The organism is Bradyrhizobium sp. AZCC 1610, assembly GCF_036924515.1.
Classification (GTDB): Bacteria; Pseudomonadota; Alphaproteobacteria; order Rhizobiales; family Xanthobacteraceae; genus Bradyrhizobium.
The window spans coordinates 6,371,473-6,395,928 of sequence record NZ_JAZHRR010000001.1 but is presented as its reverse complement, the minus strand read 5'-3'; the positions used below and the strand labels follow the sequence as shown (position 1 = coordinate 6,395,928).

General features: G+C 63.5%; 24 protein-coding genes and 2 pseudogenes. 13 read left to right on the top strand and 13 right to left on the bottom strand.

Going from position 1 to position 24,456, the window contains the following annotated elements; translation table 11 throughout:
- Positions 1 to 131: 131 nt before the first annotated feature.
- The 11 genes and pseudogenes from V1279_RS31440 to V1279_RS31390 form a co-directional block, all read right to left on the bottom strand.
- Entirely contained in the window at positions 132 to 869 is a 738-nt protein-coding gene (locus V1279_RS31440; protein ID WP_334444111.1) for an SDR family oxidoreductase, read from the bottom strand.
- A gap of 57 nt (positions 870 to 926) precedes the next feature.
- The gene (locus V1279_RS31435; protein WP_334444108.1) at positions 927 to 1,358 is read right to left on the bottom strand and encodes a nuclear transport factor 2 family protein; all 432 of its coding nucleotides are present in this window, start codon (positions 1,356 to 1,358) and stop codon (positions 927 to 929) included.
- A 66-nt stretch (positions 1,359 to 1,424) separates the two neighbouring features.
- The gene (locus V1279_RS31430) at positions 1,425 to 1,886 is read right to left on the bottom strand and encodes a hypothetical protein (protein WP_334444105.1); all 462 of its coding nucleotides are present in this window, start codon (positions 1,884 to 1,886) and stop codon (positions 1,425 to 1,427) included.
- A 121-nt stretch (positions 1,887 to 2,007) separates the two neighbouring features.
- On the bottom strand, positions 2,008 to 2,292 hold the full coding sequence (locus tag V1279_RS31425; RefSeq protein ID WP_108512575.1) for a GYD domain-containing protein: 285 nt from the start codon (positions 2,290 to 2,292) through the stop codon (positions 2,008 to 2,010).
- A 135-nt stretch (positions 2,293 to 2,427) separates the two neighbouring features.
- Positions 2,428 to 2,898, bottom strand: coding sequence for a methyltransferase family protein (locus V1279_RS31420; protein WP_334444100.1), 471 nt, complete (start codon positions 2,896 to 2,898; stop codon positions 2,428 to 2,430).
- A gap of 824 nt (positions 2,899 to 3,722) precedes the next feature.
- Positions 3,723 to 4,145 (bottom strand): annotated as a pseudogene (locus V1279_RS31415) (SRPBCC family protein); the annotation flags it as partial.
- A gap of 84 nt (positions 4,146 to 4,229) precedes the next feature.
- Positions 4,230 to 4,523, bottom strand: a pseudogene (locus tag V1279_RS31410) (ArsR/SmtB family transcription factor); the annotation flags it as partial.
- A 138-nt stretch (positions 4,524 to 4,661) separates the two neighbouring features.
- Positions 4,662 to 5,579 (bottom strand): hypothetical protein, encoded by a 918-nt coding sequence (locus V1279_RS31405; protein ID WP_334444098.1) that lies wholly within the window; start codon positions 5,577 to 5,579, stop codon positions 4,662 to 4,664.
- A gap of 13 nt (positions 5,580 to 5,592) precedes the next feature.
- Positions 5,593 to 6,921, bottom strand: a complete 1,329-nt coding sequence (locus V1279_RS31400) for an HlyD family type I secretion periplasmic adaptor subunit (protein ID WP_334444094.1) — start codon at positions 6,919 to 6,921, stop codon at positions 5,593 to 5,595.
- Positions 6,918 to 8,651 carry a type I secretion system permease/ATPase gene (locus V1279_RS31395; RefSeq protein WP_334444092.1) on the bottom strand — a complete coding sequence of 578 codons (1,734 nt, stop codon included), beginning with the start codon at positions 8,649 to 8,651 and terminating at the stop codon, positions 6,918 to 6,920. Before V1279_RS31395 ends, V1279_RS31400 begins: the two co-directional genes overlap by 4 nt.
- A gap of 131 nt (positions 8,652 to 8,782) precedes the next feature.
- Complete coding sequence (locus V1279_RS31390; protein WP_334444089.1) at positions 8,783 to 9,073, bottom strand: hypothetical protein; 291 nt, start codon at positions 9,071 to 9,073, stop codon at positions 8,783 to 8,785.
- Positions 9,074 to 9,269: 196 nt separating this feature from the next.
- On the opposite strand from V1279_RS31390, the gene V1279_RS31385 reads away from it, so the two are divergent.
- From V1279_RS31385 to V1279_RS31330, 12 genes are all read left to right on the top strand, one after another.
- The gene (locus V1279_RS31385) at positions 9,270 to 10,514 is read left to right on the top strand and encodes an NAD(P)/FAD-dependent oxidoreductase (RefSeq protein WP_334444086.1); all 1,245 of its coding nucleotides are present in this window, start codon (positions 9,270 to 9,272) and stop codon (positions 10,512 to 10,514) included.
- Positions 10,515 to 10,524: 10 nt separating this feature from the next.
- The gene (locus V1279_RS31380) at positions 10,525 to 11,094 is read left to right on the top strand and encodes a CBS domain-containing protein (RefSeq protein ID WP_334444083.1); all 570 of its coding nucleotides are present in this window, start codon (positions 10,525 to 10,527) and stop codon (positions 11,092 to 11,094) included.
- A gap of 186 nt (positions 11,095 to 11,280) precedes the next feature.
- Positions 11,281 to 12,159 carry an SDR family NAD(P)-dependent oxidoreductase gene (locus tag V1279_RS31375; protein ID WP_334444081.1) on the top strand — a complete coding sequence of 293 codons (879 nt, stop codon included), beginning with the start codon at positions 11,281 to 11,283 and terminating at the stop codon, positions 12,157 to 12,159.
- Positions 12,160 to 12,594: 435 nt separating this feature from the next.
- The gene (locus tag V1279_RS31370) at positions 12,595 to 13,266 is read left to right on the top strand and encodes a phosphoribosyltransferase (protein WP_334444079.1); all 672 of its coding nucleotides are present in this window, start codon (positions 12,595 to 12,597) and stop codon (positions 13,264 to 13,266) included.
- 198 nt (positions 13,267 to 13,464) lie between these two features.
- Positions 13,465 to 13,653 (top strand): hypothetical protein, encoded by a 189-nt coding sequence (locus V1279_RS31365; protein ID WP_334444077.1) that lies wholly within the window; start codon positions 13,465 to 13,467, stop codon positions 13,651 to 13,653.
- Between the two features lie 265 nt (positions 13,654 to 13,918).
- Positions 13,919 to 15,007 (top strand): sensor histidine kinase, encoded by a 1,089-nt coding sequence (locus tag V1279_RS31360; protein WP_334444074.1) that lies wholly within the window; start codon positions 13,919 to 13,921, stop codon positions 15,005 to 15,007.
- A 511-nt stretch (positions 15,008 to 15,518) separates the two neighbouring features.
- Complete coding sequence (locus tag V1279_RS31355; RefSeq protein ID WP_334444071.1) at positions 15,519 to 16,436, top strand: ABC transporter permease; 918 nt, start codon at positions 15,519 to 15,521, stop codon at positions 16,434 to 16,436.
- Positions 16,433 to 17,314 carry an ABC transporter permease gene (locus V1279_RS31350; protein WP_334444067.1) on the top strand — a complete coding sequence of 294 codons (882 nt, stop codon included), beginning with the start codon at positions 16,433 to 16,435 and terminating at the stop codon, positions 17,312 to 17,314. The genes V1279_RS31355 and V1279_RS31350 overlap by 4 nt, the downstream gene beginning before the upstream one ends.
- Entirely contained in the window at positions 17,311 to 18,291 is a 981-nt protein-coding gene (locus V1279_RS31345; protein ID WP_334444065.1) for an ABC transporter ATP-binding protein, read from the top strand. Before V1279_RS31350 ends, V1279_RS31345 begins: the two co-directional genes overlap by 4 nt.
- Complete coding sequence (locus V1279_RS31340; protein ID WP_334444063.1) at positions 18,288 to 19,238, top strand: ABC transporter ATP-binding protein; 951 nt, start codon at positions 18,288 to 18,290, stop codon at positions 19,236 to 19,238. Before V1279_RS31345 ends, V1279_RS31340 begins: the two co-directional genes overlap by 4 nt.
- 46 nt (positions 19,239 to 19,284) lie before the next feature.
- Positions 19,285 to 20,814: an ABC transporter substrate-binding protein gene (locus V1279_RS31335; RefSeq protein ID WP_334444060.1), complete on the top strand. Its 1,530-nt coding sequence runs from the start codon at positions 19,285 to 19,287 to the stop codon at positions 20,812 to 20,814.
- 275 nt (positions 20,815 to 21,089) lie between these two features.
- Positions 21,090 to 21,329: a PilZ domain-containing protein gene (locus V1279_RS31330; protein ID WP_334444057.1), complete on the top strand. Its 240-nt coding sequence runs from the start codon at positions 21,090 to 21,092 to the stop codon at positions 21,327 to 21,329.
- Positions 21,330 to 21,421: 92 nt separating this feature from the next.
- On the opposite strand, the gene V1279_RS31325 is transcribed toward V1279_RS31330, so the two are convergent.
- Positions 21,422 to 22,126 carry a glutathione S-transferase family protein gene (locus tag V1279_RS31325; RefSeq protein WP_334444054.1) on the bottom strand — a complete coding sequence of 235 codons (705 nt, stop codon included), beginning with the start codon at positions 22,124 to 22,126 and terminating at the stop codon, positions 21,422 to 21,424.
- Positions 22,127 to 22,235: 109 nt separating this feature from the next.
- Between V1279_RS31325 and V1279_RS31320 the strand changes: the two genes are divergently transcribed.
- Positions 22,236 to 22,595 (top strand): winged helix-turn-helix transcriptional regulator, encoded by a 360-nt coding sequence (locus V1279_RS31320; RefSeq protein WP_334444051.1) that lies wholly within the window; start codon positions 22,236 to 22,238, stop codon positions 22,593 to 22,595.
- A 17-nt stretch (positions 22,596 to 22,612) separates the two neighbouring features.
- Here the strand turns inward: V1279_RS31320 and V1279_RS31315 are convergent, their stop codons facing one another.
- The gene (locus V1279_RS31315) at positions 22,613 to 24,286 is read right to left on the bottom strand and encodes a tetratricopeptide repeat protein (RefSeq protein ID WP_334444048.1); all 1,674 of its coding nucleotides are present in this window, start codon (positions 24,284 to 24,286) and stop codon (positions 22,613 to 22,615) included.
- Between the last annotated feature and the right edge of the window lie 170 nt (positions 24,287 to 24,456).

Genomic DNA, 24,456 nt, shown 5'->3' with positions numbered 1-24,456 from the left:
TTTTCGGCTGGCAATGCAGCTTTGGGGAGGCTTACCACGGCGCTGTTCCCAAAGCGGTCGCAAGGAACAGTCCTTCGATATCGATGGCCCGGTAGCCGCGGTTGTGGACGCATCATCATCGCGACCGCTCCTCATTGTTGTGATGCAGCTTCGTGGCAGTCTGGCTTGAGCCGCTCTAAGAGCTGGTTCCAGGTCTGCTGTCTGGGGCCACTGCCCCACACGATTTCAAAGGTTGCCCTTGAGACGCGAGGATGTTCCATCGCCTCGACGAACGCTTCGGCGGCATCTGCGCGGGCAATGCGATGGCTGAGCACTAGCGGCAGGGCACCTTGGCTGACACTGACTGCATGCATGCCGCCACGCCGATCGAGAAGGAAGCCGACGCGGATGATTGTGTAGTCCAGTCCGCTGCCGCGGATTCTGTCTTCGACGCGCCGACGCCACAGGAGCGTATTCCTCTTTAGCAAGTTAATGAGAAGGGCCGCATACGAGGGCGTCTTGATCCCGATTGTGTTAAGATAGACAAAGCGGCCCTGGAACCCAGCGCTTTGCGCGGCTGCAAGGGTATCGATGACGCCGTCGTAGTCTGTCGCCTTGACCAGCGCTTCTGAAGCATACCGCCCGCTCGGTGCGCCGGCGGTGAAGATTATGTGGCCCACACCTTGTACCGCGGGACGAAGTGTGTCCGCTTTCGTGAGATCTCCAGCGACCACCTCAAACGCCGAGCCCAGCTGGGTTGAAGCTTTAGCAGGATCGCGCGCCAGTACGCGGACCCTGTAGCGTCGTTGATGCAGCAACCGCGCGATCTGGAGTCCGACACCGCGCGTGCCTCCGATAACCAGGACACGCTTCTGTCCGGCCTCGCTCATAGAACCTCCGGCTCAAGCACTCTCTGCCCCGGGGGCTGCAAATGCAGGAAGTGGGAATCAGATAATCCCGTGTTGCTTCAGAACGGCTTGCTCATCCCCCGATACCCATCCAAAGATCTTTGGCGCGTCTTCAAGCTGCTGCACCAGGTAATGGACCTCAAAATCAATGGAAATATCCGGCTCGCTGCCTCGGTCGTAGATGGCGGTCCAAGCGACGTGCGCCAGGCAGTGGTGCTCATCGATAGGTGCGATGCGGACATTACGAAGTCGCATGTCCTTCGTACCGATTCGGCGATAGTTTTCGAATCCCTGCTGCATCACTTGCTTCAGGTGCTCGTCATTCTGGCCGACACTGACGCCAGCCGGAGACGCCGCGACAAACGCAGCGGCGTATGAAGATGCCACCTTGTCCATGTCCACTTCATCCGTGAGCGCCATTCGGAACAGCTTCTCGTAGCGCTCAAACAACTCCTTTACGCTATTCTCCATATGGCGCCTCCCGAAGATCGCAGTCGTAATCCACGCTGGCGCGCCATTCTTCGACGGCATGCACTTTCAGGGGCGCTCGGCGCGGGGTTGTTCTCCCGGGCCAAACTCCCGCGTGATGAAGTCCTCAAGCCATAGCGACTCATTCCCCTCGGCGGGAACGCGCGTCGACTGCAACGGCCTCGTCCAGTTGCACGCTTGCGGGTGATAAAAGACTTCTCGACCGCCCTTCGCCAGGATCGCGAAAAAAACATAGCGCTGTCCAGGTTGAAAAAAGAACTCGCAGTCCAGCGTTGCGTAGACGTCCATCAGCTTGACAGTGCGAGTGAGCCTTTCATGGCCCTTCCACACGCGCTCGACCTCAATGAGCCAGGCATGGTTTTCTGCTCGGGCGACCTTGCCGGTGAACACGTACTGGGCGCGGTCGAAGCCGGCTTCGGGAGAGATGGGATCGCATTGACATGCGTGTGCAGCACCAGCGCCCCACATCCAACAGATCGCCGATATGAGGAGCCTCTCCAGCTTCTTCATTCTTCCCCACGATCTTCGCCGGTGCCGCTCCGTGCTACTGCGCCTGAGAAGAATGCCGCACCTCGCGCAAGCGAAGTGGCACAGGTGGCTGGCAGCAAATGCTGTGAGCCAGCACCCGCGCCTAGCTCGCCGCATCCTTGATGGCGGTTTCGAAGGTCTTTGCGTCGAAGGCCGGCATACTCTGGATCCGCCCCAGGCCCTGGGTTGCGTACCAGACGGAGAACGCGAGCATCGCCGCCTCATTCGGGGCATCGACGATGTCGACGAAATCGTAATAGCCCTGCGTGTAGTGGATCGACTCGATCTTGATGCCCAGCTTGTCGAGTTTTGCCTTGGCCTTGCTGGTCCGATCCGATTGCTTGCTTGCCCACTCCGGGCTCAGATTACCAAGCAGCACATATTTCATGGCTACCTCCATGTCATGTTGATCATGCGCGAAGGACCACAGGATTATACGCCTTCCGGGGACCCGTGCCATGCCGTTGTGCGTAGCGGGAACCGCAAAATACGGGCTCCGCAGCCCATATTTGTCCGACAAGCCCTACAGCCAGCGTCGTACCCGCGCGCGGTAGCGGCGATAGACGTCCCCGAACTTGCGCTCGAGATAGGCTTCCTCGCGGGTGATCACACCGTAGCGGATGACAAGTGCGAAGGGCACCAGCGTCATCAGCAGCCAGAGGCCGTTGAAGGCAACAGCCAAGCCGATGAGCCCCAGCACCATGCCGAGATAGATGGGGTTGCGCGTGAAGCGGTAGGGGCCCGTCTCCACGATGGTCTTGGTCGGCAGGTTGGTGGGCACGTTCGAACCGGCCCGGGTCATGGTAGAGATCGCCCACGCGACCAGCGCCAGCGCAAGGACGAACACCATTGCGCCGAGCCGGCCTGCAGATACCGCGGCCGGCACGAACGGCCAGGGCATGAGCCAGTTGAGCGCGAGCCCGGCCAGCACCGCGAGCGCCCACGCGATCGGCGGCCGGACAATGACGTCAGCGGTATCTGCCGGGTTAGCCATGACGGGACCGGTGAACCTGCGCTCCTTTTGATGTGGCCAGCCCGAAAACTATCTGCAAGCGTCGCGCAAAATCGGAGGCAGTCCAAGACTTGCCGGTTGGAGCGCGTGGCGCGCTGCAGCATCATCGCGCCACGGCGAAGCAGTGGTGCCGATCTTTATCGGCCGGGGCGGTGCGCGATCGCTTTCTGAAAGGGGCGGTACTCGGATGCCCAGACGTGGCCCGGCGCGCCATCCCTCGATCCTGGGATCAAGGCCGACCAGCAGCGATCGGAACGATTCAGTAGATGCCAACTTGAATCGCGGAGCTGTTGTGTGGGGCGGCACCTTCGCCCGACCTGGGGCGGTAGTCCAAACACGAAGTCCGTGCTTGCGCATCAAACCGGACCGAACAAGGGAGGAGTACGATGAGTTGGAATTGGGGCGAGCTGCTTGGGCTGAGCTTCGCTGTGTTGCTGTTCGGCGCTGCGTTAATTGCCAATGTCAGTGAAGGCCCTATGCAAGAAGTGCGTGGGGCTTGGGTGGCCAAGGTCCTGCGATAGGCTGGCCTGGCCTCTTGGCTGAGGTCAAAAGGCCGCGCTTGCGCCACGCTCGCTATTTCAACGTCTACTGCCGAAGCCTGATCTCCGACGCGCTCGTGCAAACGAACGCCACGGCGAGGTCGTCTACGATTGCAGCCGTACCTGTAGGCTTCGGCGGCATCGAGGAATTGCATTGTAATTTCAAATACATAAAAGCTTGTATCGCGGACTCCTCGCGCCCGATCCAGGACGGTGTGTGGCCGAGGCGATACGCCGTCGCCTCGACCAGCCGGGCTGACGCAGTCGTCAGCTCTCCTCGGCAAACAGCTTGGCGTAGCGCTCCAAATAGAGCGGCCAACCCCGATCTCCGGCCACGCCCTCGCGGACGCCCTGCCAGCCCTCGCCGTGGCGGTCGAGATTGCGGTGCTCGATCTCGACCCGCGTGCGTTGCGGGGTTTCGGCGATGAACCGTACTTCCCACTCGCTGGTTTTCTCCGGGTCGCCCTCGATCTGCCACCGCGGGCTGATGTCCCAGCTCAGCAATACCCGGCTGGGCGGCTCGTAGGCCAGCACCCGCGCCCAGCGGCATACGCTGCCGTCAACCCCGCGGTCGTAGAGAAAGCCGCCGACCTTCGGCTCGAACACGGTCTCGGCGATCGCGACGTTGAGCAGGTTGTGCTCGGCAGGCTTGAAGCTGCCGAAGTCCTCCGTGAAGACCTTGAATGCGCGCGCGATCGGAGCCTCGACCACGATCGACGTGCGCACGGATGTGTCTGCTGCCTGGATACTCATCGGATCTCCCTCTTTCGGTTGCTCGACGACCGTTTTGTAGGTCGCGAGCGTCTTGGTCCAGAAACGGTCGAGTTCGGCCCGAAGCGCTGCCAGCCCATTGCGGTCGACCTCGTAGATGCGCTGCTTGCCGGCTCGTCTGTCGACAACCAGACCGGCGTCCTTGAGCACCTTCAGATGCTGCGAGACCGCCGGCCGGCTGACGGGCAGCGCGCGGGCCAGCTCGCTGACCGCGCTGGGGTGCTCGATCAGCCGCTCAAAGATCGTCCGCCGGGTCGGATCACCCAGCGCCGTCCAGCCATTCGTTGCGTAAGTCATCACTTACGCGTAAGTATATACTTACGCGTTTCGCGGAGTCAACCCAGTCTGCTGGCTTCTTGAACACGTCCCAGTGGGCAGAGGCACGTTGGACGCGCCAGCTCGAGCCCTCTTGCCAGCGTAGTGCCGACTTCTTCTTCAGAAATGATGCACGCCCAGCGCCGAGAATGCGCCGTCATGCGGCTCGTGGCCGTCCATGGTCGGCTGACCGAGGAAGCCGAGCTGCAGCGGCATCGGATGCAACAGCGACGTCGGTATCGCGCCCGCGGTGTCGAGCAGCGGTATGTCATGCGGCGTGGCGCCGGAAATATCGGTGGCGCTGGATGTCAGCCCTGAAAGGTCCGTCGTCAGCGGCGCAAGCAGGCCGGTGGCGGGTGTGTCGTGGATCAGGCCGCTTACCGTGCCGGTAAGGCCGTCGACGAGGTGACTGACGGTATCCGTTAGCGTCGACGTCAGTTGCCCGACTGTGGCGCTCAGGCTCGATATCGTGCTCGATACTGTTGCGAGCGCGGTGTCGACGATGCCGGTGACGGTATCTGCGAGAGTGTGAACGGATGCGCCGAGATCGAACGAGGATGACGTGATGCTGCCGCCATGCGAGGCCGTGCTTACCGCTGTTGATGGCGCGTGATCGATGGAGGTGCTGAAGCTCGACAGTGCAGGCGACGATGTAAGAACGTTCGTGGCAAGCACGTCGCCCGCCGGCGTGTGGTCGATGGTCGCGCCCGCGTCCTGCGCCGGGATCGCCGCCGCATCGGCGTGGATCGTCGGCGAAAGATCTGTGGCCGGCGTTTCCGCTGCGCCGGCATGCTGGTCGTTATGTCCCGGTCCGGGATCGGCCGGCGCCAGCGCCGCTGGAGCGGTCGCTGCCGGGTGCGCGGCCGCCGGCGCTGCCGCGCGTGCCTCCCCCTCGTGCTCCAGCCGATGCAGCACTGCATCGGCGTCGTTGAGAAGGCCGAGCAGCATGGTCGCGAAAGCGACGGATTCGCTTGCCGAGATATGGCGGCTGCGTTCGGCTTCGTCGGAGCGGCGGGCGTTCTTTTCGGATTCGGCCATGGCCATCTCCTCGTCAGCGTTCGCGGAACGCACGGGTGATCTCGTCGCGCAACGGGCCGAGCAGATATTCGAACAGGGTGCGCGGCCGGGTCGGCACGATCACCTCGGCCGGCATGCCGGCCTGCAGATCGATGCGCGACTTCTTGACGTCGTTCGGATCGAGCGCGACCTCGACGGCGTAATAGCCCTGTCCGGACTTGTCGTCGGTCAGGCGGTCGGCGGACACCGTGTGCACGGTGCCATAGAGCCGGGGCCGCTCGATATAATTGACGCCGATGAGCTGCACTTCGGCGCGGTGGCCGACGGCGACGTCATTGATGTCGGACAGCTTTAGCTTCGCGGCGGCGATCAGCGGATTGTCGGTCGGCACGATGTCCATCAGCCGCGCGCCGGGCTGGATCACGCCGCCCTCGGTGAAGACGTCGAGGCCGACCACGGAGCCGGTCGCCGGCGCGGTAATCCGCGTGCGGGTCATCACGTCAGTGGCGGCGTCGATCCTGGGCGCCAGCTCGGCGAGCTTGTTTTCGGTCGCGCGCAACTGGTCCGTGATCTCGCTCATCCGCGCGCGCTCCACCCGGGCGATCTCGAGATCGTTCTGCGCGATCTGCTGCTGCATGCCGGCGATGCTGGCCTGCTGCGCGCCGATATCGGCCTGCAGCCTGGCGTCTTCGCGCTGCAAAGCGAGAATGCGGGTCTTCGGCGTATACCCTTGCGCGAACAGATGCTGCGCGCCGTTCATCTCGTCCGTCAGCAGCTCGCGCTGCTTCTCGGTGCCGGCAAGCTGCGCCTGCGTGCCCGCGATCTGCGATTCCAGTTCCTTGATCTTGCCGCGCAGCACCGCCGTCTCGGCCGCGAACTGGTGTTTTCGCGCCGCCATCATCGCCGTCTCGTTGGCCATCGCCTGGCGCACGGCTGATAGCTCGCTGCGCGCGCGGAGACCTTCGTCGAAATCCGGCGCATCGCTCTTGTCACGCTCCGCCATCAACCGCGCACGGGCGGCCAATGCAGCGTCGCGATCGGCGGTGAGCACGTCGAGCTTGGCGCGCGGGTCGCTGTCGTCGAGCCGGATCAGGAGCTGACCCTTTTCGACGCGCGCGCCGTCGCGCACCATAAGCTGGCGCACGACGCCGCCATAGGGGTGCTGCACGCTCTGGCGGCGGCCTTCGACCTGGAGGTTGCCGTTGGCGATGGCCGCGCCGGAAATCGGCGCGAGCGTTCCCCACATCGTCATCGCGGCCGCGAACGCCGCGACCACGCCACCGCCGAGCAACGCCGGCCGCCCGGGCAGCGCATAGCGCGCGCGGTCGCGCATCGGGCTGAGGCCATTGTCGATTGCGGTCATGACGCGCGCCCCGCCGCGGCCTGCTGCAAGGCGTGATAGACCTCACCCGGAGGCCCGAGCATGTCGAGCATGCCACCCCGCAGCACCATCATGACGTCGACGATGTCGAGGATGGTGGTCCGGTGCGTGATCACGATGACGGTCGCGCCCTCGCTCTTGGCCTGCAGCAGCGCCACCTTCAGCGCCTCTTCGCCGGGGGCATCGAGGTTGGCGTTGGGCTCGTCGAGCACGAGCAGCGGCGGACGTCCGAGCAGCGCACGCGCCAGCGCCAGACGCTGGCGCTGCCCGCCCGACAGGCCGACGCCGCCGGGACCCAACCGTGTGTCGTATTGCTTCGGCAGATCGAGCACCATCTCGTGAATGCCGGCGCGCTTGGCGGCGTCGATGATCTCCTCCGTCGAGGCGTCGCCGAAGCGGGCGATGTTCTCGCGCACGGTGCCGGCGAACAGGCCGACGTCCTGCGGCAGGTAGCCGACATGGCGGCCGAACTCGAGCGGATCCCAATGGCTATAGTCGAGCCCGCCGAAGCGCAATCGTCCGTCGGCCGGTGCGATGGCGCCGACCAAAAGGCGGGCCAGCGTGCTTTTGCCGGAGCCGCTCGGGCCGACGATGCCGAGCGCCTGGCCGCCGCCAAGCTCGAACGTCAGGTCCCTGATGACGGGCTCCTTGCGCGCCGGCAGCAGGCAGCGCAATTCACGCACCTCGATCGTATTGCGCGCGCGCGGCACGATGGTGTGCGGCGGCGTCAGGTCGATCTCGGCGAGCAGCTCGCGGACTTCCGCATAGGCCTCGCGCGCGCCGATGAATTGCTTCCAGGTGCCGACTGCCTGTTCCACCGGGACCAGCGCGCGGCCCATCACGATGCTGGCGGCGAAGATGGTTGCCGGCGTGATGGCGTGGTCGATCGCAAGCCAGGCGCCGGTGCCGAGCATCAGCGATTGCAGCAAAAGGCGGAAGAAGCGGATGGACGAGGTCATCACCGCGTTCTTGTCGCTGGCCTGCGCCTGCTGCACCAGCATCGACGAGCGCTGGCTCTGCCAGTTGCGCTCCACCGCCGGCTGCATGCCCATCGCGCGGATGACGTCGGCGTGGCGCAGGATGTTTTCGGTGAACACGTAGGACTGGTTGCCGGCGGCCTCCGCTTGCTTCATCGGCTCGCGGGTCATCACCTCGTTGAGGCCGGCGAGCCCGAGCAGCAGCACGGCGCCGATGGTCGCGACGATGCCGAGCAGCGGATGGATGAAGAACAACAGCATGAGATAGATCGGGATCCACGGCAGGTCGAACGCGAAATATATGCCTGGACCGGTCACGAAGGTGCGGAACTGATCGAGATTGCGCAATTGCTGCGCGCCGCGCGAGGCGCCGCGCTGCGCCGAGTGCACCACCAGCGCCTCGAACACGCGTGCCGACAGCTCCATGTCGAGGCGGATGCCGCAGCGGATCAGGATGCAGGAGCGCACCGCGTCCAGCGCCGCCATGGTGAGCAGCGCAATCGCGAGAATCAGGGTGAGGAGGACGAGCGTGGAAACATTCTCGTTGAGCAGGACACGGTTGTAGACCTGCATCAGATAGAGCGGCGAGCTCAGATAGAGCAGGTTGATGCCGCTGGAGAACAGCCCGGCCCAGAGGAAGTGCGGCCACAGCGCGACCAGCGCCTGGCGAACGTCATCGATCCGCCGCGCCGGCGCGACGGAGTCGTCGGGAACGGTCAACGAGCCTGCCGGCATTCGGCGATCACCTTAAGCGAGTTGATATGACGCTGCGCGATCTACTCGTGCAGTGCAGGCGGCCATGACGTGGCGTGGGGATGCGTTCCCCACGCCGCGCGTTTTCGAAAATGTCTGGACTCAAATTGGAGTTAGACGAGGCCGTTGAGCAGGCCGCCGGCATCGAGCTGGCCGACATCTGCGCTGGCACCGACCAGGGTCGGCGCGGAAACCGAGGCATCGATACCGTCGAGCCCGGCGGAGAGGTCGATGCTCGGGCTGGTTTCAATCAACGCGCCGAGATGGAGCGTGTTGGACAGATCCGCCGTGCCGCTGGCGCTGGCAGAGGCGCTACCGCTTGCGCTTGCGCCGCCAAGGACGCCGGTGGCGGTTCCAAGCAGGCCATCGACGGTACCAAGCAGGTTTCCGAGTAGTGCAGCCATATAGTCAACTCCTATGAAGGTTGGCTGGAATGCGACGAACGTCGCGGTGCACAAAGCCACGGCAACCAAAAAGGTTGCGGACTCACATGCGGCCTTTTGGTGATCATTTGTTGGGAAAGGAACTTTCTAGTGTTGCCGGTCGGCGGCGGGCCGACCATGATGTGAAATCTCCTTGGCGAAAATATTCGGAAAATCGATGTCGGAAGACAAAGCGGATGTCGTGGTGCTCGGCGCGGGCATCGTCGGCGTATCGACAGCCTACGCCGCACGGCAGCGCGGAATGTCGGTCGTTCTGATCGACCGCCGCGAGCCGGGCAGCGAGACCTCTTATGGCAACGCCGGCATCATCAGCAGTGGCTCGATCACACCGCTCAACAATCCGTCGCTATGGAAGTCGCTCCCGAAATACCTGACCAACCGCCACGCGGCATTGCGGTGGAATCCGCTTTGGGCGGTGCAGAACGCGAGCTGGGTCGCGCGCTTTCTGGCCGATTCGACCGCGTCGCGTTTCAGGCCGCGGGCGACCGCGCTGCACGGATTGATCGGCGCATCGGCAAAATTGCATCGGGAATGGATCGTGAAAGCGGAAGCGGGGCATCGCATCCGCGAGACCGGCTGGCTGAAGGCGTGGCGCAGCGATGCCGCCGCGGTGGCGAAGCAGGAGCAGGCCCTGCTGGCCGAATACGGCATCGCCAGCGAGTTGCTCGACCGCCAGGCCATCTCCGCACTCGAGTCTGATATCGTGCCTGTCTATAAAACGGGTCTGCTGCACACGCAGACCGCCTCGGTCGATTCGCCGGGCGCGGTGGTCAAGGCCTATGCGCGGATGTTCGCGAGTGCGGGCGGCGATGTCAGGCAGTCGGATATCAGGGCGATCGTGCCTGAGGGCGACCACTGGCGGGTGCTGCTGACCGCCGACGAGATTTCGGCGCGCCATGTCGTGGTCGCACTGGGACCCTGGTCCGCGGAAATTTTGCGGCCGCTCGGCTATCGCGTGCCGCTGGCGTTTGAACGCGGCTATCATCGCGAATTCAAGCCGAACCCGGCACGTGCTTTACAGCGTCCTATCTATGACATCGACGGCGGTTTCATCATGACGCCGATGGAGCAGGGCATTCGCGTCACCTCAGGCGTCGAACTGACCGGCCGCGATGCGCCTTCCTCATTCGCCCAGCTCGATCAGGTCGTTCCGCTCGCGCGCGGCGTAGTCGAATTCGGCGATGCCGTCGGCGAAACGTGGCGCGGCTCGCGTCCGACGCTGCCCGACAGCCTGCCGATGATCGGTGCGGCGTCCCGGCATGCCGGCCTGTGGCTTGCCTTCGGCAATCAGCACATCGGCTTCACGACGGGGCCTGCGACCGGCGCCGCCATCGCCGCCATGATCGGCGGCACGCCGCCTCCTTTCGACGTCGCACCGTTCGCGCCGGATCGCTACCTTTGACCTGAGCAGAGTGGAACAGTTTCGGCTCGGATCGCCGGAAAGACGTGTTGCCGCGCCCGACCCGCGCCTTCAGCGGTTCCCCGAGTATCCGCGAAACAAGCCCAAACTGCCGGCGTTAGCTTGCAGGTTCGTCAGCTTCAGGAGACCAGCCATGCAGGTCCGGGAAATCATGACGCCGGCGGTACGCATCGCGGATCCCAACATGACCATTCGTGATGCTGCAAAGTGCATGAAGGCCGACAATATCGGTGCCCTCCCGGTCGGCGAAAACAACCGTCTGATCGGTATGGTCACCGACCGGGATATCGCGGTGCGAGCGGTCGCCGAGGAGCGGTCGCCCGGCAACACGACGGTTCGAGAGGTGATGTCCGAAGGTATCTGCTACTGCTTCGGCGACGACGATGCCGAAGCCGCCGCGCAGATCATGGCCAAGCATCAGGTGCGGCGCCTGCCTGTTCTCAACCGAGACAAGCGGCTCGTCGGGGTCGTCGCGCTGGCCGACCTCGGCCGCTCGGAGGACGAAGCGGCGCGGGGCGCGTTGAAGTACATCTCGCAACCGACTGCGAAGGCGCGTCGATAAAATATCTGCCCCCGCAGCTGCAGTGGAGAGGTCGAATCGAGTGTTGGCCGAACAACCTGCCAGCTCGTCCGGGGGCCGTTTCTTGAGCCACAGCATCCGCCCGCCGTCGGCGCCGCGGCCGAAACGGTGGAACACTGCTTGTACGACGGCGTTCAACGCTCGGATCAACGCAATCGGAGACAACAGATGGCGGGTCGGCTGGACGGCAAGATAGCGATCGTGACGGGGGCGGGGACCGGTATTGGCGAAGCCATCGCGCACAAGTTCGCAAGAGAAGGCGCGAAAGTCGTGGCCGCCGGATTGTCCGAGGATCCCGTGGATGACGTCGTCCGGGCGATCCGGGCGCGCGGCGGCGCGGCCGAATCATTTCTCGGCGATCTCTCGGACGAAGTAGACGCCCAGGCCTGCGTCGCTCTGGCGGCGGATGCGTTTGGCAAGATCGACATTCTGATCAACAATGCCGGCGTGTTTCCCGAAATCGCCGAATGTCAGGATCATTCCGTCGAGATGTTCGATTACATCGTTCGGAACAACGTCCGTTCCGCGTTCCTGATGACCAAGTTCGCGCTGCCGCAGCTTCAACGTTCGCGCGGTGTCGTGATCTCGACCGGTTCGGAAGCCGGCGAGATGGGTGAGCCGACGGCTGCGCCCTACGGCGGCTCCAAGGGTTTTCTGCACGCTTTCATGCGGGGCGTCGCCTACGAGCAGGGCAAGTACGGCGTGCGTGCGCTGTGCGTGTGCCCGGGCCCGATCGACACGGCCTGGACGCACAAGGAGACGGGACCAATGGATGCGCAAATGGAAAAGCAGACCGTTGCCGGCACGGTGCTCGGCCGGCGCGGCACGCCCGAGGAGATGGCCAATGTATTCGCCTTCGCAGCCTCGGATGAAGCGAGTTTCCTGACGGGAGCGCTGATATTCGCCGATGGCGGAACCACGATTGCAAAAGGCGGCCCGGGAGAGATGGCAAAGAGCTTTGTGAGAGAGCAGCCAAAGCCGACGCTCGACCTCAGGCACTCGCACGACGGCCTGAAAGGCAAACCTGTCGGGAATCGCATGCACTAGAGCATGCACTAGACATGCACCAGAGAGGACTTACGCGCGACGTGTTCCGTTCCGGGTTCCGACCTCTATTCGTTCGGGACAGCCATTTTTTTGAATTCTTCGGAACGTAACCGCGTCCTGAGAGTTATCGAGACAAGGAGCAGGTAACCTTCAATCAATAAGAAGGTGAATGCTCCGAAAGCCCCGTCATCTCGCTAGAATGCGGATGGCGGGGTTTTTTTTGACGCTCGGTTTCGTCGATGAAGCACTGTATCCGCCAGTCCAATCTCTGGAACGCTCAACGGAAATCCCGGTTGTTTCGGTGCTGCAGGCAAGCCGGATCGGCAGCGCCTGCGGCGCAGCCGACCGGCTGCGGGCTCACAACGAGAAGCTCCCGCCCCGGCATTCGGGCTCTGGACATAGCAGATGCAGTCTGTCGCTCGCAAAGGAGCGCCCATGACGATTGGACAGGACAGCTTCAGCGATCGACGTGAGGCCGGGCGCCAGCTCGCGGCGGCGCTTGCGCACTTGCGTGACGCCAATCCGTTGGTTCTCGCGCTGCCGCGCGGCGGCGTTCCCGTCGCTTTCGAGGTCGCGAAGTCGCTCGCCGCGCCGCTCGACCTCCTGCTGGTGTGCAAGATCGGGGCACCCGGGCATGAGGAGCTTGGCATCGGTGCCGTGGTCGACGGCCGGAATCCGCAACTCGTGCTCAATTGGGAGGTCGTCGACATGGTCGCTCCGCCGCCGGGCTACATCGCCGCGGAACAGAAGCGGCAACTCGCCGAAATCGAACGCCGTCGACTTCTCTATCGCAGCGAGCAACTCGCCGCCGATACCAGCGGGCACACCGTTATCGTGGTCGACGATGGCATCGCCACCGGCGGAACAGTAAAGGCGGCGCTGCGAGGCGTGCGACAAAGCCGGCCGCGGCGCCTCGTTCTCGCCGTGCCGGTCGCTCCGCGGGACAGTCTCGATGAAGTCGCGACGGAATGTGACGAGGTCGTGTGTCTCCTGACCCCCGATCCGTTCTACGCCGTCGGTGCTTACTATGCCGACTTTGCCCAGACGACCGACGGAGAGGTGATCCGCCTGCTCAAGCAAGCGCAGCAGCAGCTGAGCCATTCATAGCTCGCCGCAAATCGACCAAGATCGGCAGGGGCGGCCGCTCGCCCCGCTTGCCTTTGAGCGCGGCTACCATCGCGAATTCAAGCCGAACCCGGCACGTTCTGGACGTCCCTCGATCTGCCGGCCGGCGGAAGAAAGCCTCGCTTGGCTGCTATACTCAAGTATGACGGAACGTGCGTCGTTGCCGTTCATTGACCGTTCATGGAACGGATCTTCCTCGCCGTTATCGTCTCAGCCCTGATGTTGCTCATCGGGTCGGCGACGATGCTCGTGTACGGCACGAGGGAATCGGCAGCTCTGCTGCGTCTTCCGGCACAGGAGCAAACGCCGGTTAAGCAGTCACCGCTCGCGGCTTTGCCGCTCGGCATCGCGGCGGCGGGCCGCCGGTAGAGATTTGCATGGTCCGCGGCTCCGGCTGCTTCGACCGCGGTGGTCCGGGAACCGAGAGATATCTCGATATCGCGACAAATGTCGCCCCGAAGCAGCTTCGGCAGACGACCTTTCCACGACCCTTCCCTTGGCCCCAAGGTGCGGTCGCGCGCCGCCGCACCGGATTTGACTGGCGTTGATGCGCCAGAGCCTTATTATTCTCCACGTGCGGTCTACATGGATAGCGGGACAGGAGCGAATCCCGGCCGCAATCAGGACAGGTAAAATGGGTGACCCAGAACAGGGTTCCGCGTCCGCTTCGCAGCAGGTCAATGACCTGTTCGATGCGCTCGATATCACAGAAGCGATCAACTCCCACGAATTCAGACTGTTCCTCGATCGCTTACCGATCGCGGTCGTCATCTCCAAAATAATCAGTGGAGACCAGCGCATAATTTTTGCGAACAAGTCCTATGAGGCGCTGACGGGACAAACCGCCTCGGAAATCAAGGGAAGCGGTTGGTCGGTCCTGGAGTCGTTCACGCTCGAAGGACAGCCTGATGTCACCTTCACGAAGTCGCTACTCAACTGCGATGACTTTATCGGGACATTTCAACGCGAGCAGCCGAAGCACCTATTGGTAGATGCATTTGCTGGCGTGATCCAAAACGAGGATGGAACGGAGGACTACCGCATTGTCGCGCTGATTGACATTACCGAGCGCGCAAAATCGCAGCGTGAGGAATTTGAGCGGCAATTGCGCGATAAGGATCTTTTGCTGAAGGAGTTGCAGCATCGAGTAAAGAACAATCTGCAACTGATCGCCGCCCTCATTCGCCTTGATATTCGCAATCAAGACAGCGCTGACCGGGCGGCGCTGGATCGTCTGGCTGGACGCATCGAATCATTGGCCATTCTCTACCGAGAACTTTCCGGCGACGGTCTTGGTCAAACCGTCGATCTTGGCCAGTATCTTACGCAAATTGCGTCCGCAGTGACGCGTACTCACGGTCTTGACGGCGTCAGACTGGACCTCAAAGCCGACCAAGCTCCGATTTCAATCAACGTGGCGATGCCCGTGGGGCTTCTCGTCAATGAACTGCTGACGAATGCATTCAAGTACGCCTTTGATGGACATGAATCTGGCACATTGACAGTCAGATGCCTGCAGGAGCGCGACAACTACTATCGGGTCGTGGTGGCAGACGACGGGAACGGACTTGCTGAAGGCGCTAAGTGGCCTGTGCCCGGGAAGCTTTCAGCACTCATGCTCAGTACATTGACGGAGAACGTCAAAGCGGATTTCTATGTCGACAGCGCCCCCGGCAAGGGAATGCGCGTGAGCATCGGATTATTCAAGGGCCTCGCACGTTGAGCTGAAACCCGCTCCATGCTGAGCTGGATGCTGCTTCACTACGCCGATTTCGTCCAGACAACGGACGGGGATCTGATCCGGCTAAATCAAGCGCAGCAGCAGATGAGCCATTGATCGCTCGCCGCTCTTCGTGCCCCCAATTGCTCCGGGAGGGCCGCCGCTCCGAAGCAAGGCCATTGATTTCGTTTGATTTTTTGGGCGCGAGGGCGTTGCGCTAATCTGGCGTCAGAACTCCTGCGATGGCATGCACATTGCATTCGCCTCCATGGCGTGTACGGGCGCAACGCTCGCACCACGTTTCTCAAACGCCTCGATCGGAACGCGGCAGGCAGCGAGCCGCGGCCCGAATCGATCTTAGGTGAGGCCAACATTACAAGACGTGCACACCCTGCACGAATATCGCCGCCTCTCTTGCAAGGGACAACTGTTTGATGACACCGTTACGTTCGCCTTGTTGTATGGCGGCCGATCTGAGAATGCGCGTCCCGGGTCGGTCGTGGAGTCCTGATATATGTTGCGTCTGATTGCCCGGCGTCTTGTTCTCGGTGTGCTGGTTGCGCTCACCGTGATGACGCTTGCGTTCCTGCTGACGCGGCTGTCCGGCGACCTCGCGGTGTCGATCGCGGGTCCGCAGGCGACGCAGGCCGACGTCGAGATCATCCGCAAGGCCTACGGCCTCGACCGCCCGCTCTACGTCCAGTTCTTCGCCTGGACCGGCCGCGCCATGGTCGGCGATTTCGGCCAGAGCTATTTCTTCAAGGACAGCGTGGCGAACCTGATCCAGAAGCGCCTGCCGATCACGGTCACGCTCGGCCTGGTGGGCCTCAGCCTCGCCTTGATTATCTCGCTGCCGCTCGGCATCCTGGCGGCGCTTCGCGAGAACACCTGGCTCGATCGCGGCGTGACCTTATTCACGATGGTGGGACAGGCAGTCCCGAGCTTCTGGCTGGCGCTGATCCTGATGATCGTGCTCGGCCTGCAGCTCGGCATCCTGCCCATATCGGGCACCGGCACCTGGCAGCATTTCGTGATGCCGGGGATCGTGCTCGCCTTCACGGCGATCCCGGCGCTGACGCGGCTGACGCGCTCGGGAATGATCGAGGCGATGGCCTCGGACTATATCCGCACCGCGCGCGCCAAAGGCCTGTCGCGGGCGCGCATCGTCTTCAAGCACGCGCTGCGCAACGCCGCCATTCCCGTCGTATCGATTGCCGCGGTCCAGCTCGGCTTCATGCTGGGCGGCTCGATCGTCATCGAGACGGTATTCGCGCTGCATGGCGTCGGCTATCTCGGTTGGGAGAGCATCGCCAAGAATGATTTTCCCGTCGTGCAGGCGGTGGTGCTGGTGCTCGCCGTGTTCTATATCGGCCTCACGCTGCTGGCCGACATCCTCAATGCGCTGCTTGACCCGAGGCTGCGGACCGGATGAGCGAACCGATTGCCATTCAGGCGCCGCAGCCTTCGAGCACAGGTAGCTCGCGCATCGGCACCGCCGGCTTTGCGATCGGGATCGCCATCGTCGCGATCGTCCTGGCCGCCGCGCTCGTCGGCAATGCGCTGGTGCCGCAGGATCCATTCACGCAGGACCTCGGCAACCGTCTCAAGCCGCCGTTCTGGATGGAAGGCAGCCAGGCGGGGCATCTGCTCGGCACCGACCAGCTCGGGCGGGATTATCTGGCGCGGCTGGTCTATGGCGCACGCATTTCATTGTTGATCGGCATCATGACGGTGATCACGTCGGGGTTGATCGGCATCACGCTCGGCGTGCTCGGCGGATTCTTCGGCGGCCGCGTCGATGATGTCGTGCTGTTTGCCATCACGACGCGATTATCGATTCCCGTCGTGCTGGTCGCGCTCGCGGTGGTCGGGCTGATGGGATCGGGCCTCGGGCTCGTCGTCGCGACCCTTGGGCTGCTGTTATGGGATCGCTTCGCCGTCGTGGCCCGCGCCACCACCATGCAGGTCCGTAACCACGATTATGTCAGCGCCGCCTGGTGCGCCGGCGCCTCGACGTCGCATATCCTCATCAAGGAGATCCTGCCGAACATCGCCAGTCATCTCGCCGTCGTGGCAACGCTGGAGATGGCGCTGGCGATCCTGCTCGAAGCCGCCTTGTCGTTCCTCGGACTCGGCGTGCCGCCGCCGCTGCCGTCCTGGGGGCTGATGATCGCCGAGGGCAAGGACTACATGTTCTTTTCGCCCTGGGTGATCATGATCCCCGGCGTCGCGCTGCTGGTTTTGGTGCTCGGCATCAATCTAGTCGGCGACGGACTGCGCAATCTGCTCGGTGCGGAGCGGCTACGATGAGCGCGCTATTGGAAGTCGATGAGCTCCAGGTGACGTTCGGCGGCCGCACCGCGGCGGTGCGCGGCGCCTCGTTCCGGGTCGAGAAGGGCGAGACCCATTGCCTGGTCGGTGAATCCGGTTGCGGCAAGTCGGTCACCGCGCTGGCGGTAATGAGCCTGCTCGCGCGCGGCGGCCACCGTTCGGCGAAACGGATGAGCTTTGCCGGCACTGACCTCACCTCGCTATCGGACCGCGAGATGGCGCGCCTGCGCGGCAATCGCATGGCGATGATCTTCCAGGAGCCGATGACCAGCCTCAACCCCGCCTTCACGATCGGCTCGCAGATGGCGGAAGTGCTGACGCGCCACAAGGGAGGCTCGCGGGCAGCGGCGCTGGACCGCGCCGCCGAACTGATGGGCCGCGTCGGCATCACCGCGCCCGGCATGCGGCTCGGCCAGTTCCCGCACCAGCTCTCGGGCGGCTTGCGCCAGCGCGTGATGATCGCGATGGCGCTGATGTGCGATCCCGAATTGCTGATCGCCGACGAGCCGACCACGGCGCTCGACGTCACGGTGCAGGCGCAGATCCTGCGGCTGCTCGCCAACCTCAAGCGCGAGTTCGGTCTGTCCATCCTTTTGATTACCCACGACCTCGGCATCGTCGCGCGCGTCGCCGATCATGTGTCTGTCATGTATGCCGGCGAGGTGGTCGAGCGCGCGACGACCGCGGAACTGTTCCGCGCGCCGCAACACCCCTATACGCGCGGTCTCCTATCCTGCGTGCCGGTGCCGGGCCGCGTGCAGCGCGACCGGCCGCTTGGTTCGATCCCCGGCGTGGTGCCGGCGATCGGGGCGGGCTTTGCCGGCTGCGCCTTTCGCTCGCGCTGCGCCCATGCCGACGAGACATGCGCGCGTGCAATTCCGCGGCGGCAGGCGGGCGACGCGCACGACTATCTTTGCCGGCTCGAGCCGGACTGGGCGGAGCTGCAACCCGCATGACCGCCGCGATCGAGGTTGAGAACCTGCGGTGTGAATTCCGCGTCAACACCGGGTTGATGTCGGCGGAAAAGCGCGTGGTCGCGGTCGACGATGTCACCTTCAGCGTACCGGCCGGCAGCGTGCTCGGCGTCGTCGGCGAGTCCGGCTGCGGCAAATCCACGCTCGCGCGCATGATCCTCGGGTTGCTCAAGCCGACGGCAGGGACCGTTCTGGTCGACGGCAAGCGCCTGTTCGACCTCGACCGCAAGGCGCGCGCCCGGCTGATCCAGCCGGTGTTCCAGGATCCGTTCGCTTCGCTCAATCCGCGCCGGCGCATCAAGGACATCGTCGCCCTGCCGCTGGCCGCCCAGGGCACGTTCTCGCGCGGCGAGATCGAGCGCCGGGTCGCAGGCATTCTCGAGCGTGTCGGCCTGTCGGCCGCGATGGGCGAGCGCATGCCGGCGCAACTCTCCGGCGGGCAACGCCAGCGCGCCGCGATTGCGCGCGCACTGGTGCTGGAGCCGCGGATCGTGATCTGCGACGAGCCGACCAGCGCGCTCGACGTCTCGGTGCAGGCGCAAATCCTCAATCTGCTGGCCGATCTGCGTCGCGATCTCGGGCTGACCTACCTCTTCATCAGCCACAATCTCGCCGTCGTGGAACACGTCGCGAGCGAGGTCGCGGTGATGTATCTCGGCCGGATCGTCGAGCGCAACGAAACCGACGCGCTATTTCGCGAGCCCCGGCATCCCTATACGCAGGTGCTGCTGGAAAGTGTGCTGACACCGGAGCCGGGCAAGGGTGTGCCGGACATCGGCCTCGGCGACGCCATGCCGGATCCGGCCAATATTCCGCCGGGCTGCCGGTTCAATCCCCGCTGCCGCATCGCGGTCGAACGCTGCCGCCATGAGGCACCAACACGCATGGTCCGGCCGCCCCTGGGAATGGTAGAGTGTCATCTGGCATAAGGCGTGCTTCACGCCACTTCACAAAACACTGATAATGGAGGGCGATATGCGTATGCAAAACAAACTCGGTGCTGCCATTCTGGCGGCAGCTCTGCTCGGCGCCGGTGCGGTGCCCGCGACAGCTCAGAAATCCGCCGACACGCTGCGGATCGTGATGCGCGACGCGCTTCCCAACGTCGATCCCTTCTACAACAATTTGCGCACCGGCGTGGTGATGCACCATCAGGGCTGGGACGCGCTGGTCTACCGCAACCCGGATACCTTCAAGCTCGAGCCGCTGCTCGCAACCGAGTGGAAGTTTCCGGATCCGACCACGATCGAGTTCACGCTGCGGCCGGGCGTAAAATTCCATGACGGCAGCGCGTTCACTGCCGACGACGTCGTCTACACCATCAACATCGTGGCCGATCCGGCGAGCCGCGTGTCGACGCCGTCGAACTACAACTGGATCGACAAGGCGGAGAAGACCGGTGACCTATCGGTGCGCGTCAAGCTGAAGCGGCCGAACCCCGCGGCGCTGGAATATTTCGCGCTGGTGCTGCCGATCTATCCCAAGGCCTATCGTGAGAAGGTCGGTGCCGAAGGCTACGCCAAGGCGCCGGTCGGCGCGGGTCCCTACAAGATCACCAAGGTCGAGTCCGGCGTCTCCATCGATTTCGAGCGGTTCGAGGATTACTGGGCCGGCAGCCCCAAGGGCAAGCCTGCGATCAAGAAGATGAGCGTGCGCTTCGTACCGGATGCCGGCACCGAGATGACGGAATTGCTCGCCGGCCGTGCCGACTGGATCTGGAACATGAACCCGGATCAGCTCGAGCCTGTGAACCGGATGCCGCATCTGCAGGCGGTGCGCAAGGAATCGATGCGGATCGGCTTTCTCTCGATGGATGCTGGCGGCCGCACCGGGGCCGACAATCCGCTGACCAAGCTCAAGGTGCGTCAGGCGATCTGGCACGCGATCGACCGCAAGGCGATCGCCGACAAGCTGGTCACCGGCGGCAGCCGCGTTCCTGCAGCGCCGTGTTTCCCGTCGCAATTCGGCTGCGATGCCGAAGCAGCCGTGACCTACGACTACAATCCGGCGAAGTCGAAGCAGCTTCTGGCCGAGGCCGGTTATCCCGATGGCTTCGATGTCGAGCTTGCCAGTTACGTGCTGCCGCAATGGGGCTCGTCGGTCCAGAACTACCTGCATGCGGTCGGTATCCGCGCCAAGCTCAATCAGCTCCAGACGGCGGCGCTGATCCAGCGTGCCAAAGCGGGTGAGCTGCGCGCGTATCTCGGAAGCTGGGGCAGCTACTCGATCAACGACGTCTCGGCTATCCTGCCGAACTACTTCGACGGCGGCGCCGACGACTATGCGCGCGATCCCGACGTGCAGAAGTGGCTGCTGCAAGGCGGATCATCCATTAACCCCGAGGTGCGCAAGGAGGCCTATTCGGCGGCAATCAAGAAGATCACCGAGCAGGCCTACTGGGCGCCGCTGCATACCTATGTGACGACCTATGGCCATTCCAAGCAGCTTGATTTCACGCCGTATCCGGACGAACTGCCGCGGTTTTATCTGGCGAAGTGGAAGTAAAGCCGGACCTCACTTGCGGTCGTTCGTCACGGGTGCACTGCGCGGGGCTTCGGCCCCGCGACCGAATGCCGTGGGCTCACCTCTCCGGCAGCCCCGCCGCCGCCATCGGCTCGGCGCCACCTAATCCCGGCCTGCGCTCGCGATTTGCGTCACATGAAGACTATTTCGGCGACCAGCCGGGCCGGCAGCCCGGAAATTCCCGAATATTTAATCTTTCGGCTGCATAGTACCCTTTTTGGATACTGTCTCCTTTGATGTCTCGCGGAGTTTTCGCGATGGTCGAAACCCGGATTGCGCCACGTGTGCGTGTTATGAAGGCCGCCAAAATCGAGTATGGCGGCGACAAGTATGCTTGTACCGTTCGCGATCTATCCGCTACGGGCGCGGCGCTGGATTTTCCGGACCTGATCCGTATTCCCAATGAATTCGCATTGATCCTCCCTGAGGACGGATTGAAGCTGCTTTGCCATGTCGTTTGGCGCAGGGAGTACAGGGTCGGCGTAGCATTCGACTAGCCCGGCGAGCATCGCGTGCCCGTTCGTCGACGGTTCGCCCTGTTTGTTTTTACCAACACCGAGGATGATGCTGCCGGGCCGTGCTCGTGACCTCAGTCGCCGAACCGCTCGATAACATCCGCGAGTGGGATGTGGCCGGCACAAGCGCCCGTTCCCGAACCGATGCCGCCATTCTCCAACGACGTTGCATAGATCACGGCGGGGTCGGCCTCAATGCGCCGGCGCAGGGCGGCGAGTTTTGGCCAGCGTGAGGGATCAGTGACCTGATGGAAATCGAGCCATCGCGCGACGCCGACCAGAAGTCCATCGGCCAGCGTCGGGCGCTCACCCATGAGAAAAGGCTGATCCCCGATCATGGCCTCGAGCCTGTCATGCCGCTCGATCACCCGCGCGGCGCCGAACTCACGCAGCGATGCCTGCATTTGCGGGTTCGGTTTCGCCATCTCCATCGCTGCCCATAGCGGCGAGAACGCGCTGGTGAATCCCGAGTTAACAAAGCCCATCAGCTGGTGCATCCGGTCTGCTTCCGGCGAAAGCGGTGCGAAGCTGATGCGCCGCTCGCTGTCTCTTGCCTCGAGCCATCCGGCGATCGCCATCGTCTCGGTCAGCACCCGCCCTGCATCCGTGATCAGGACCGGCGTTTCATGCCGGGCATTGATGCGGGCATAGGAAGGGTCGCGCATCTCGCCGAGCATATCGACCCGGCACAATCGATAGGGTTTGCCAAGCCATTCGAGGGCGGCGACAAGCCCCATCGAGCTTCCGGCCGGGAAGCCATAAACAAGAATCGGTTCCACTGTTATGTTCTCCGTGATTTCTGCTGATCACGCTGCGCAGCGTGACTGGAATCTACGGATCGCGCTGCCCAAGTAAATGACGCACCTTTTTGTAACCACGAGTAATCGGATGAAAGATCTCGTCTCCCGCTGCCCCATCGAAGAAGTGATGCAGGTCATGAGCGGCCGCTGGCCCACGCTGCTGATCTACTATCTGAAGCAGGGCACGAAACGCTTCAGCGACCTGCGCAGGGACAACCCCACCATCTCGCACAAGATGCTCACTTTGGAGCTTCGCAAGCTGGAGCGGGACGCCGGCATTGTCGCGCGCACTGAATTCGGGGGATATCCGTTGCGCGTCGAGTATGATCTGACGCCGGCCGGTCTCAAGCTCGTGCCGTTGCTTGACGCTCTCGGCGGTTGGTGGGAGACGACTGAAGCCGTCGGCCGCGGTCAGGCCGGCACGTTGCCGGTCGAGGCCACCAAATAATCACAGGGTGCGCTACCTCAGTTCTCCGGCAACCCCGCCGCCGCCATCGACCGCATGATGCGGTCGGAGGCTTCGAGATAGGCCTGGCTGGAATTCTTCGTGGGCGGCGGCACGTTGCCCATGGTCGAGCCGGGGCGCAATTCGCGCGCCTTTTCCATCGCCTCTCTGGCTTCCTCGGTCTTGCCGAGTTGCTGATAGGCCGCCGCCAGCAGCATATGCGTGCGTCCGCTGGCGGAGGTGATCGCGATCGACTTCTGCAGCCACGGGACGGCGTCTTCGGCGCGGCCCATCAACATGTTGGCCCAGCCCGCGCCGATCATCCATGTCCAGCGCGACACCTGCGGCGTGTCGAACCGGTCCGCCTGTTTGAACGTTGCCAGCGCATCCTCGAAACGTCCGGTTCGGATTTGGGCAAGGCCGATATGATACAGCGCGATCCCGTTCCACGGATCGAAGCTGAGGGCTCGCGCGCACGCGACAAGACTCGCGCGGAACTGGTTGGTGGCGCTGAGGAAGCGGCAATAGGCCTCGTGCGCCGGGATATGATTTGGTTTTGCGCGCAGCGTCTGCTGCAGCAGCACCTCGGCCTTGCTCTCCGACGCTTCGCGCTCGGCCGGGGTCAACCAGACCATCTGCACGCCGCGCATCAGCAGCGCGGCGAGCGCGATCTGAACCTCGACATTATCAGGATCTTCGGCGAGCGCCTTCTCCAGCATGGCCTGCGCCGCCTGAAAACGTTCCGGCGAGGTCTGGTTGATATGGGCGGTCGCCTGCTCGATCACGACCTTGCTCTTCGTAGACGACGGCGTATCGGCATTCAGCAATTCGTTGATGCGCAGCGCGAGAGCGTGGCCGACGCCCGCCGCGAGCCGGGACTGCTGCATCTGAAGGTCCGCATCCGCAGGGTTGACCGAGTATGACGCGGTCCACTTGACCTCACCGGTCGCCGCTTCCGTCATGCGCGTCCGTATGGTCCAGGCCTGCTCGCTTTTCTGCAGTTCGCCCTTCACCACGAAGTCGGCTTTCGGTGCGGCTGTATCCGAGGCCAGCACGCGAATGTTTTCGATCTTCGCCAGCCCGTCGGTCAGACGTCCGCTCACATTGGCGGCCATCCGGGTGACGGGGGGATCGCTGCTTAGGTCCGCGATCGGCATCACGGCGATGGTCGCGGGCCCGCGCGCAAGGATCAGGCCGGGGCGTAACACCCACACGGCGAGAGCGGTGCCCAGGATCGCCAGCCCCGCGATTGAAGCGAACGCGATGCGACGCCGGCTGAAGTCGAAAAAGCGCTTCCCGGGATCGCTGTTCGTTTCGGCTGTCGCCGTCGTGTTTGATGCGGCGGGCACAGGCTGGCCGGGCGGGGTTACTTTCGGCGCCGCCGGGACGGGGACCTCCGTCACCTCGGCCTGAAACAGATAGCCGCGGCCGGAGACCACCCGGACCACCTGGCGCTTGTCGTCGCCGAGCGCGGTGCGGATTTCGCGGATGCACTGGAACAGGCTGTCCTCGCCGACATGGACGTTCGGCCAGACCGCTTCCATCAACTGCTGCTTGCTCAGGACGCGCCCGGCATTGCCCGCGAGCAGCCGCAGTATCTCCAGCGTTTTGGGCCGGAGCCTGATCGTCCCGCCATCGGGCCGGCGCAGCTCGGCGCGCTCAGAATCGAGCTCAAAACCGGAAAAGCGCAGCACCCGTCCCCTCCCACCGGCAACTGTCCCCATTTGGTCCCCGGATCGGCCGAAAAAATGTGCCCAAACGCACAGGCGCGCCGAATATCAGAAAAATTTCAGAATGTCTCAACAGCCGCATCAGGACACCGCTGCCTCCCAGTGCGATGTTTGCCGGTGCCACTGAGGGCGGG

Excerpts from the sequence above, each read along its gene's own strand:
- V1279_RS31365 (WP_334444077.1), top strand. The coding sequence starts at position 13,465 with ATGGAACGGATCTTCCTCGCCGTTATCGTCTCAGCCCTGATGTTGCTC.
- V1279_RS31360 (WP_334444074.1), top strand. The coding sequence starts at position 13,919 with ATGGGTGACCCAGAACAGGGTTCCGCGTCCGCTTCGCAGCAGGTCAAT.
- V1279_RS31375 (WP_334444081.1), top strand. The coding sequence starts at position 11,281 with ATGGCGGGTCGGCTGGACGGCAAGATAGCGATCGTGACGGGGGCGGGG.
- V1279_RS31425 (WP_108512575.1), bottom strand. The coding sequence starts at position 2,292 with ATGAAATATGTGCTGCTTGGTAATCTGAGCCCGGAGTGGGCAAGCAAG.
- V1279_RS31430 (WP_334444105.1), bottom strand. The coding sequence starts at position 1,886 with ATGAAGAAGCTGGAGAGGCTCCTCATATCGGCGATCTGTTGGATGTGG.
- V1279_RS31395 (WP_334444092.1), bottom strand. The coding sequence starts at position 8,651 with ATGCCGGCAGGCTCGTTGACCGTTCCCGACGACTCCGTCGCGCCGGCG.
- V1279_RS31345 (WP_334444065.1), top strand. The coding sequence starts at position 17,311 with ATGAGCGCGCTATTGGAAGTCGATGAGCTCCAGGTGACGTTCGGCGGC.
- V1279_RS31335 (WP_334444060.1), top strand. The coding sequence starts at position 19,285 with ATGCGTATGCAAAACAAACTCGGTGCTGCCATTCTGGCGGCAGCTCTG.
- V1279_RS31435 (WP_334444108.1), bottom strand. The coding sequence starts at position 1,358 with ATGGAGAATAGCGTAAAGGAGTTGTTTGAGCGCTACGAGAAGCTGTTC.
- V1279_RS31390 (WP_334444089.1), bottom strand. The coding sequence starts at position 9,073 with ATGGCTGCACTACTCGGAAACCTGCTTGGTACCGTCGATGGCCTGCTT.
- V1279_RS31355 (WP_334444071.1), top strand. The coding sequence starts at position 15,519 with ATGTTGCGTCTGATTGCCCGGCGTCTTGTTCTCGGTGTGCTGGTTGCG.
- V1279_RS31370 (WP_334444079.1), top strand. The coding sequence starts at position 12,595 with ATGACGATTGGACAGGACAGCTTCAGCGATCGACGTGAGGCCGGGCGC.
- V1279_RS31400 (WP_334444094.1), bottom strand. The coding sequence starts at position 6,921 with ATGACCGCAATCGACAATGGCCTCAGCCCGATGCGCGACCGCGCGCGC.
- V1279_RS31350 (WP_334444067.1), top strand. The coding sequence starts at position 16,433 with ATGAGCGAACCGATTGCCATTCAGGCGCCGCAGCCTTCGAGCACAGGT.
- V1279_RS31385 (WP_334444086.1), top strand. The coding sequence starts at position 9,270 with ATGTCGGAAGACAAAGCGGATGTCGTGGTGCTCGGCGCGGGCATCGTC.
- V1279_RS31420 (WP_334444100.1), bottom strand. The coding sequence starts at position 2,898 with ATGGCTAACCCGGCAGATACCGCTGACGTCATTGTCCGGCCGCCGATC.
- V1279_RS31330 (WP_334444057.1), top strand. The coding sequence starts at position 21,090 with ATGGTCGAAACCCGGATTGCGCCACGTGTGCGTGTTATGAAGGCCGCC.
- V1279_RS31320 (WP_334444051.1), top strand. The coding sequence starts at position 22,236 with ATGAAAGATCTCGTCTCCCGCTGCCCCATCGAAGAAGTGATGCAGGTC.
- V1279_RS31340 (WP_334444063.1), top strand. The coding sequence starts at position 18,288 with ATGACCGCCGCGATCGAGGTTGAGAACCTGCGGTGTGAATTCCGCGTC.
- V1279_RS31440 (WP_334444111.1), bottom strand. The coding sequence starts at position 869 with ATGAGCGAGGCCGGACAGAAGCGTGTCCTGGTTATCGGAGGCACGCGC.
- V1279_RS31405 (WP_334444098.1), bottom strand. The coding sequence starts at position 5,579 with ATGGCCGAATCCGAAAAGAACGCCCGCCGCTCCGACGAAGCCGAACGC.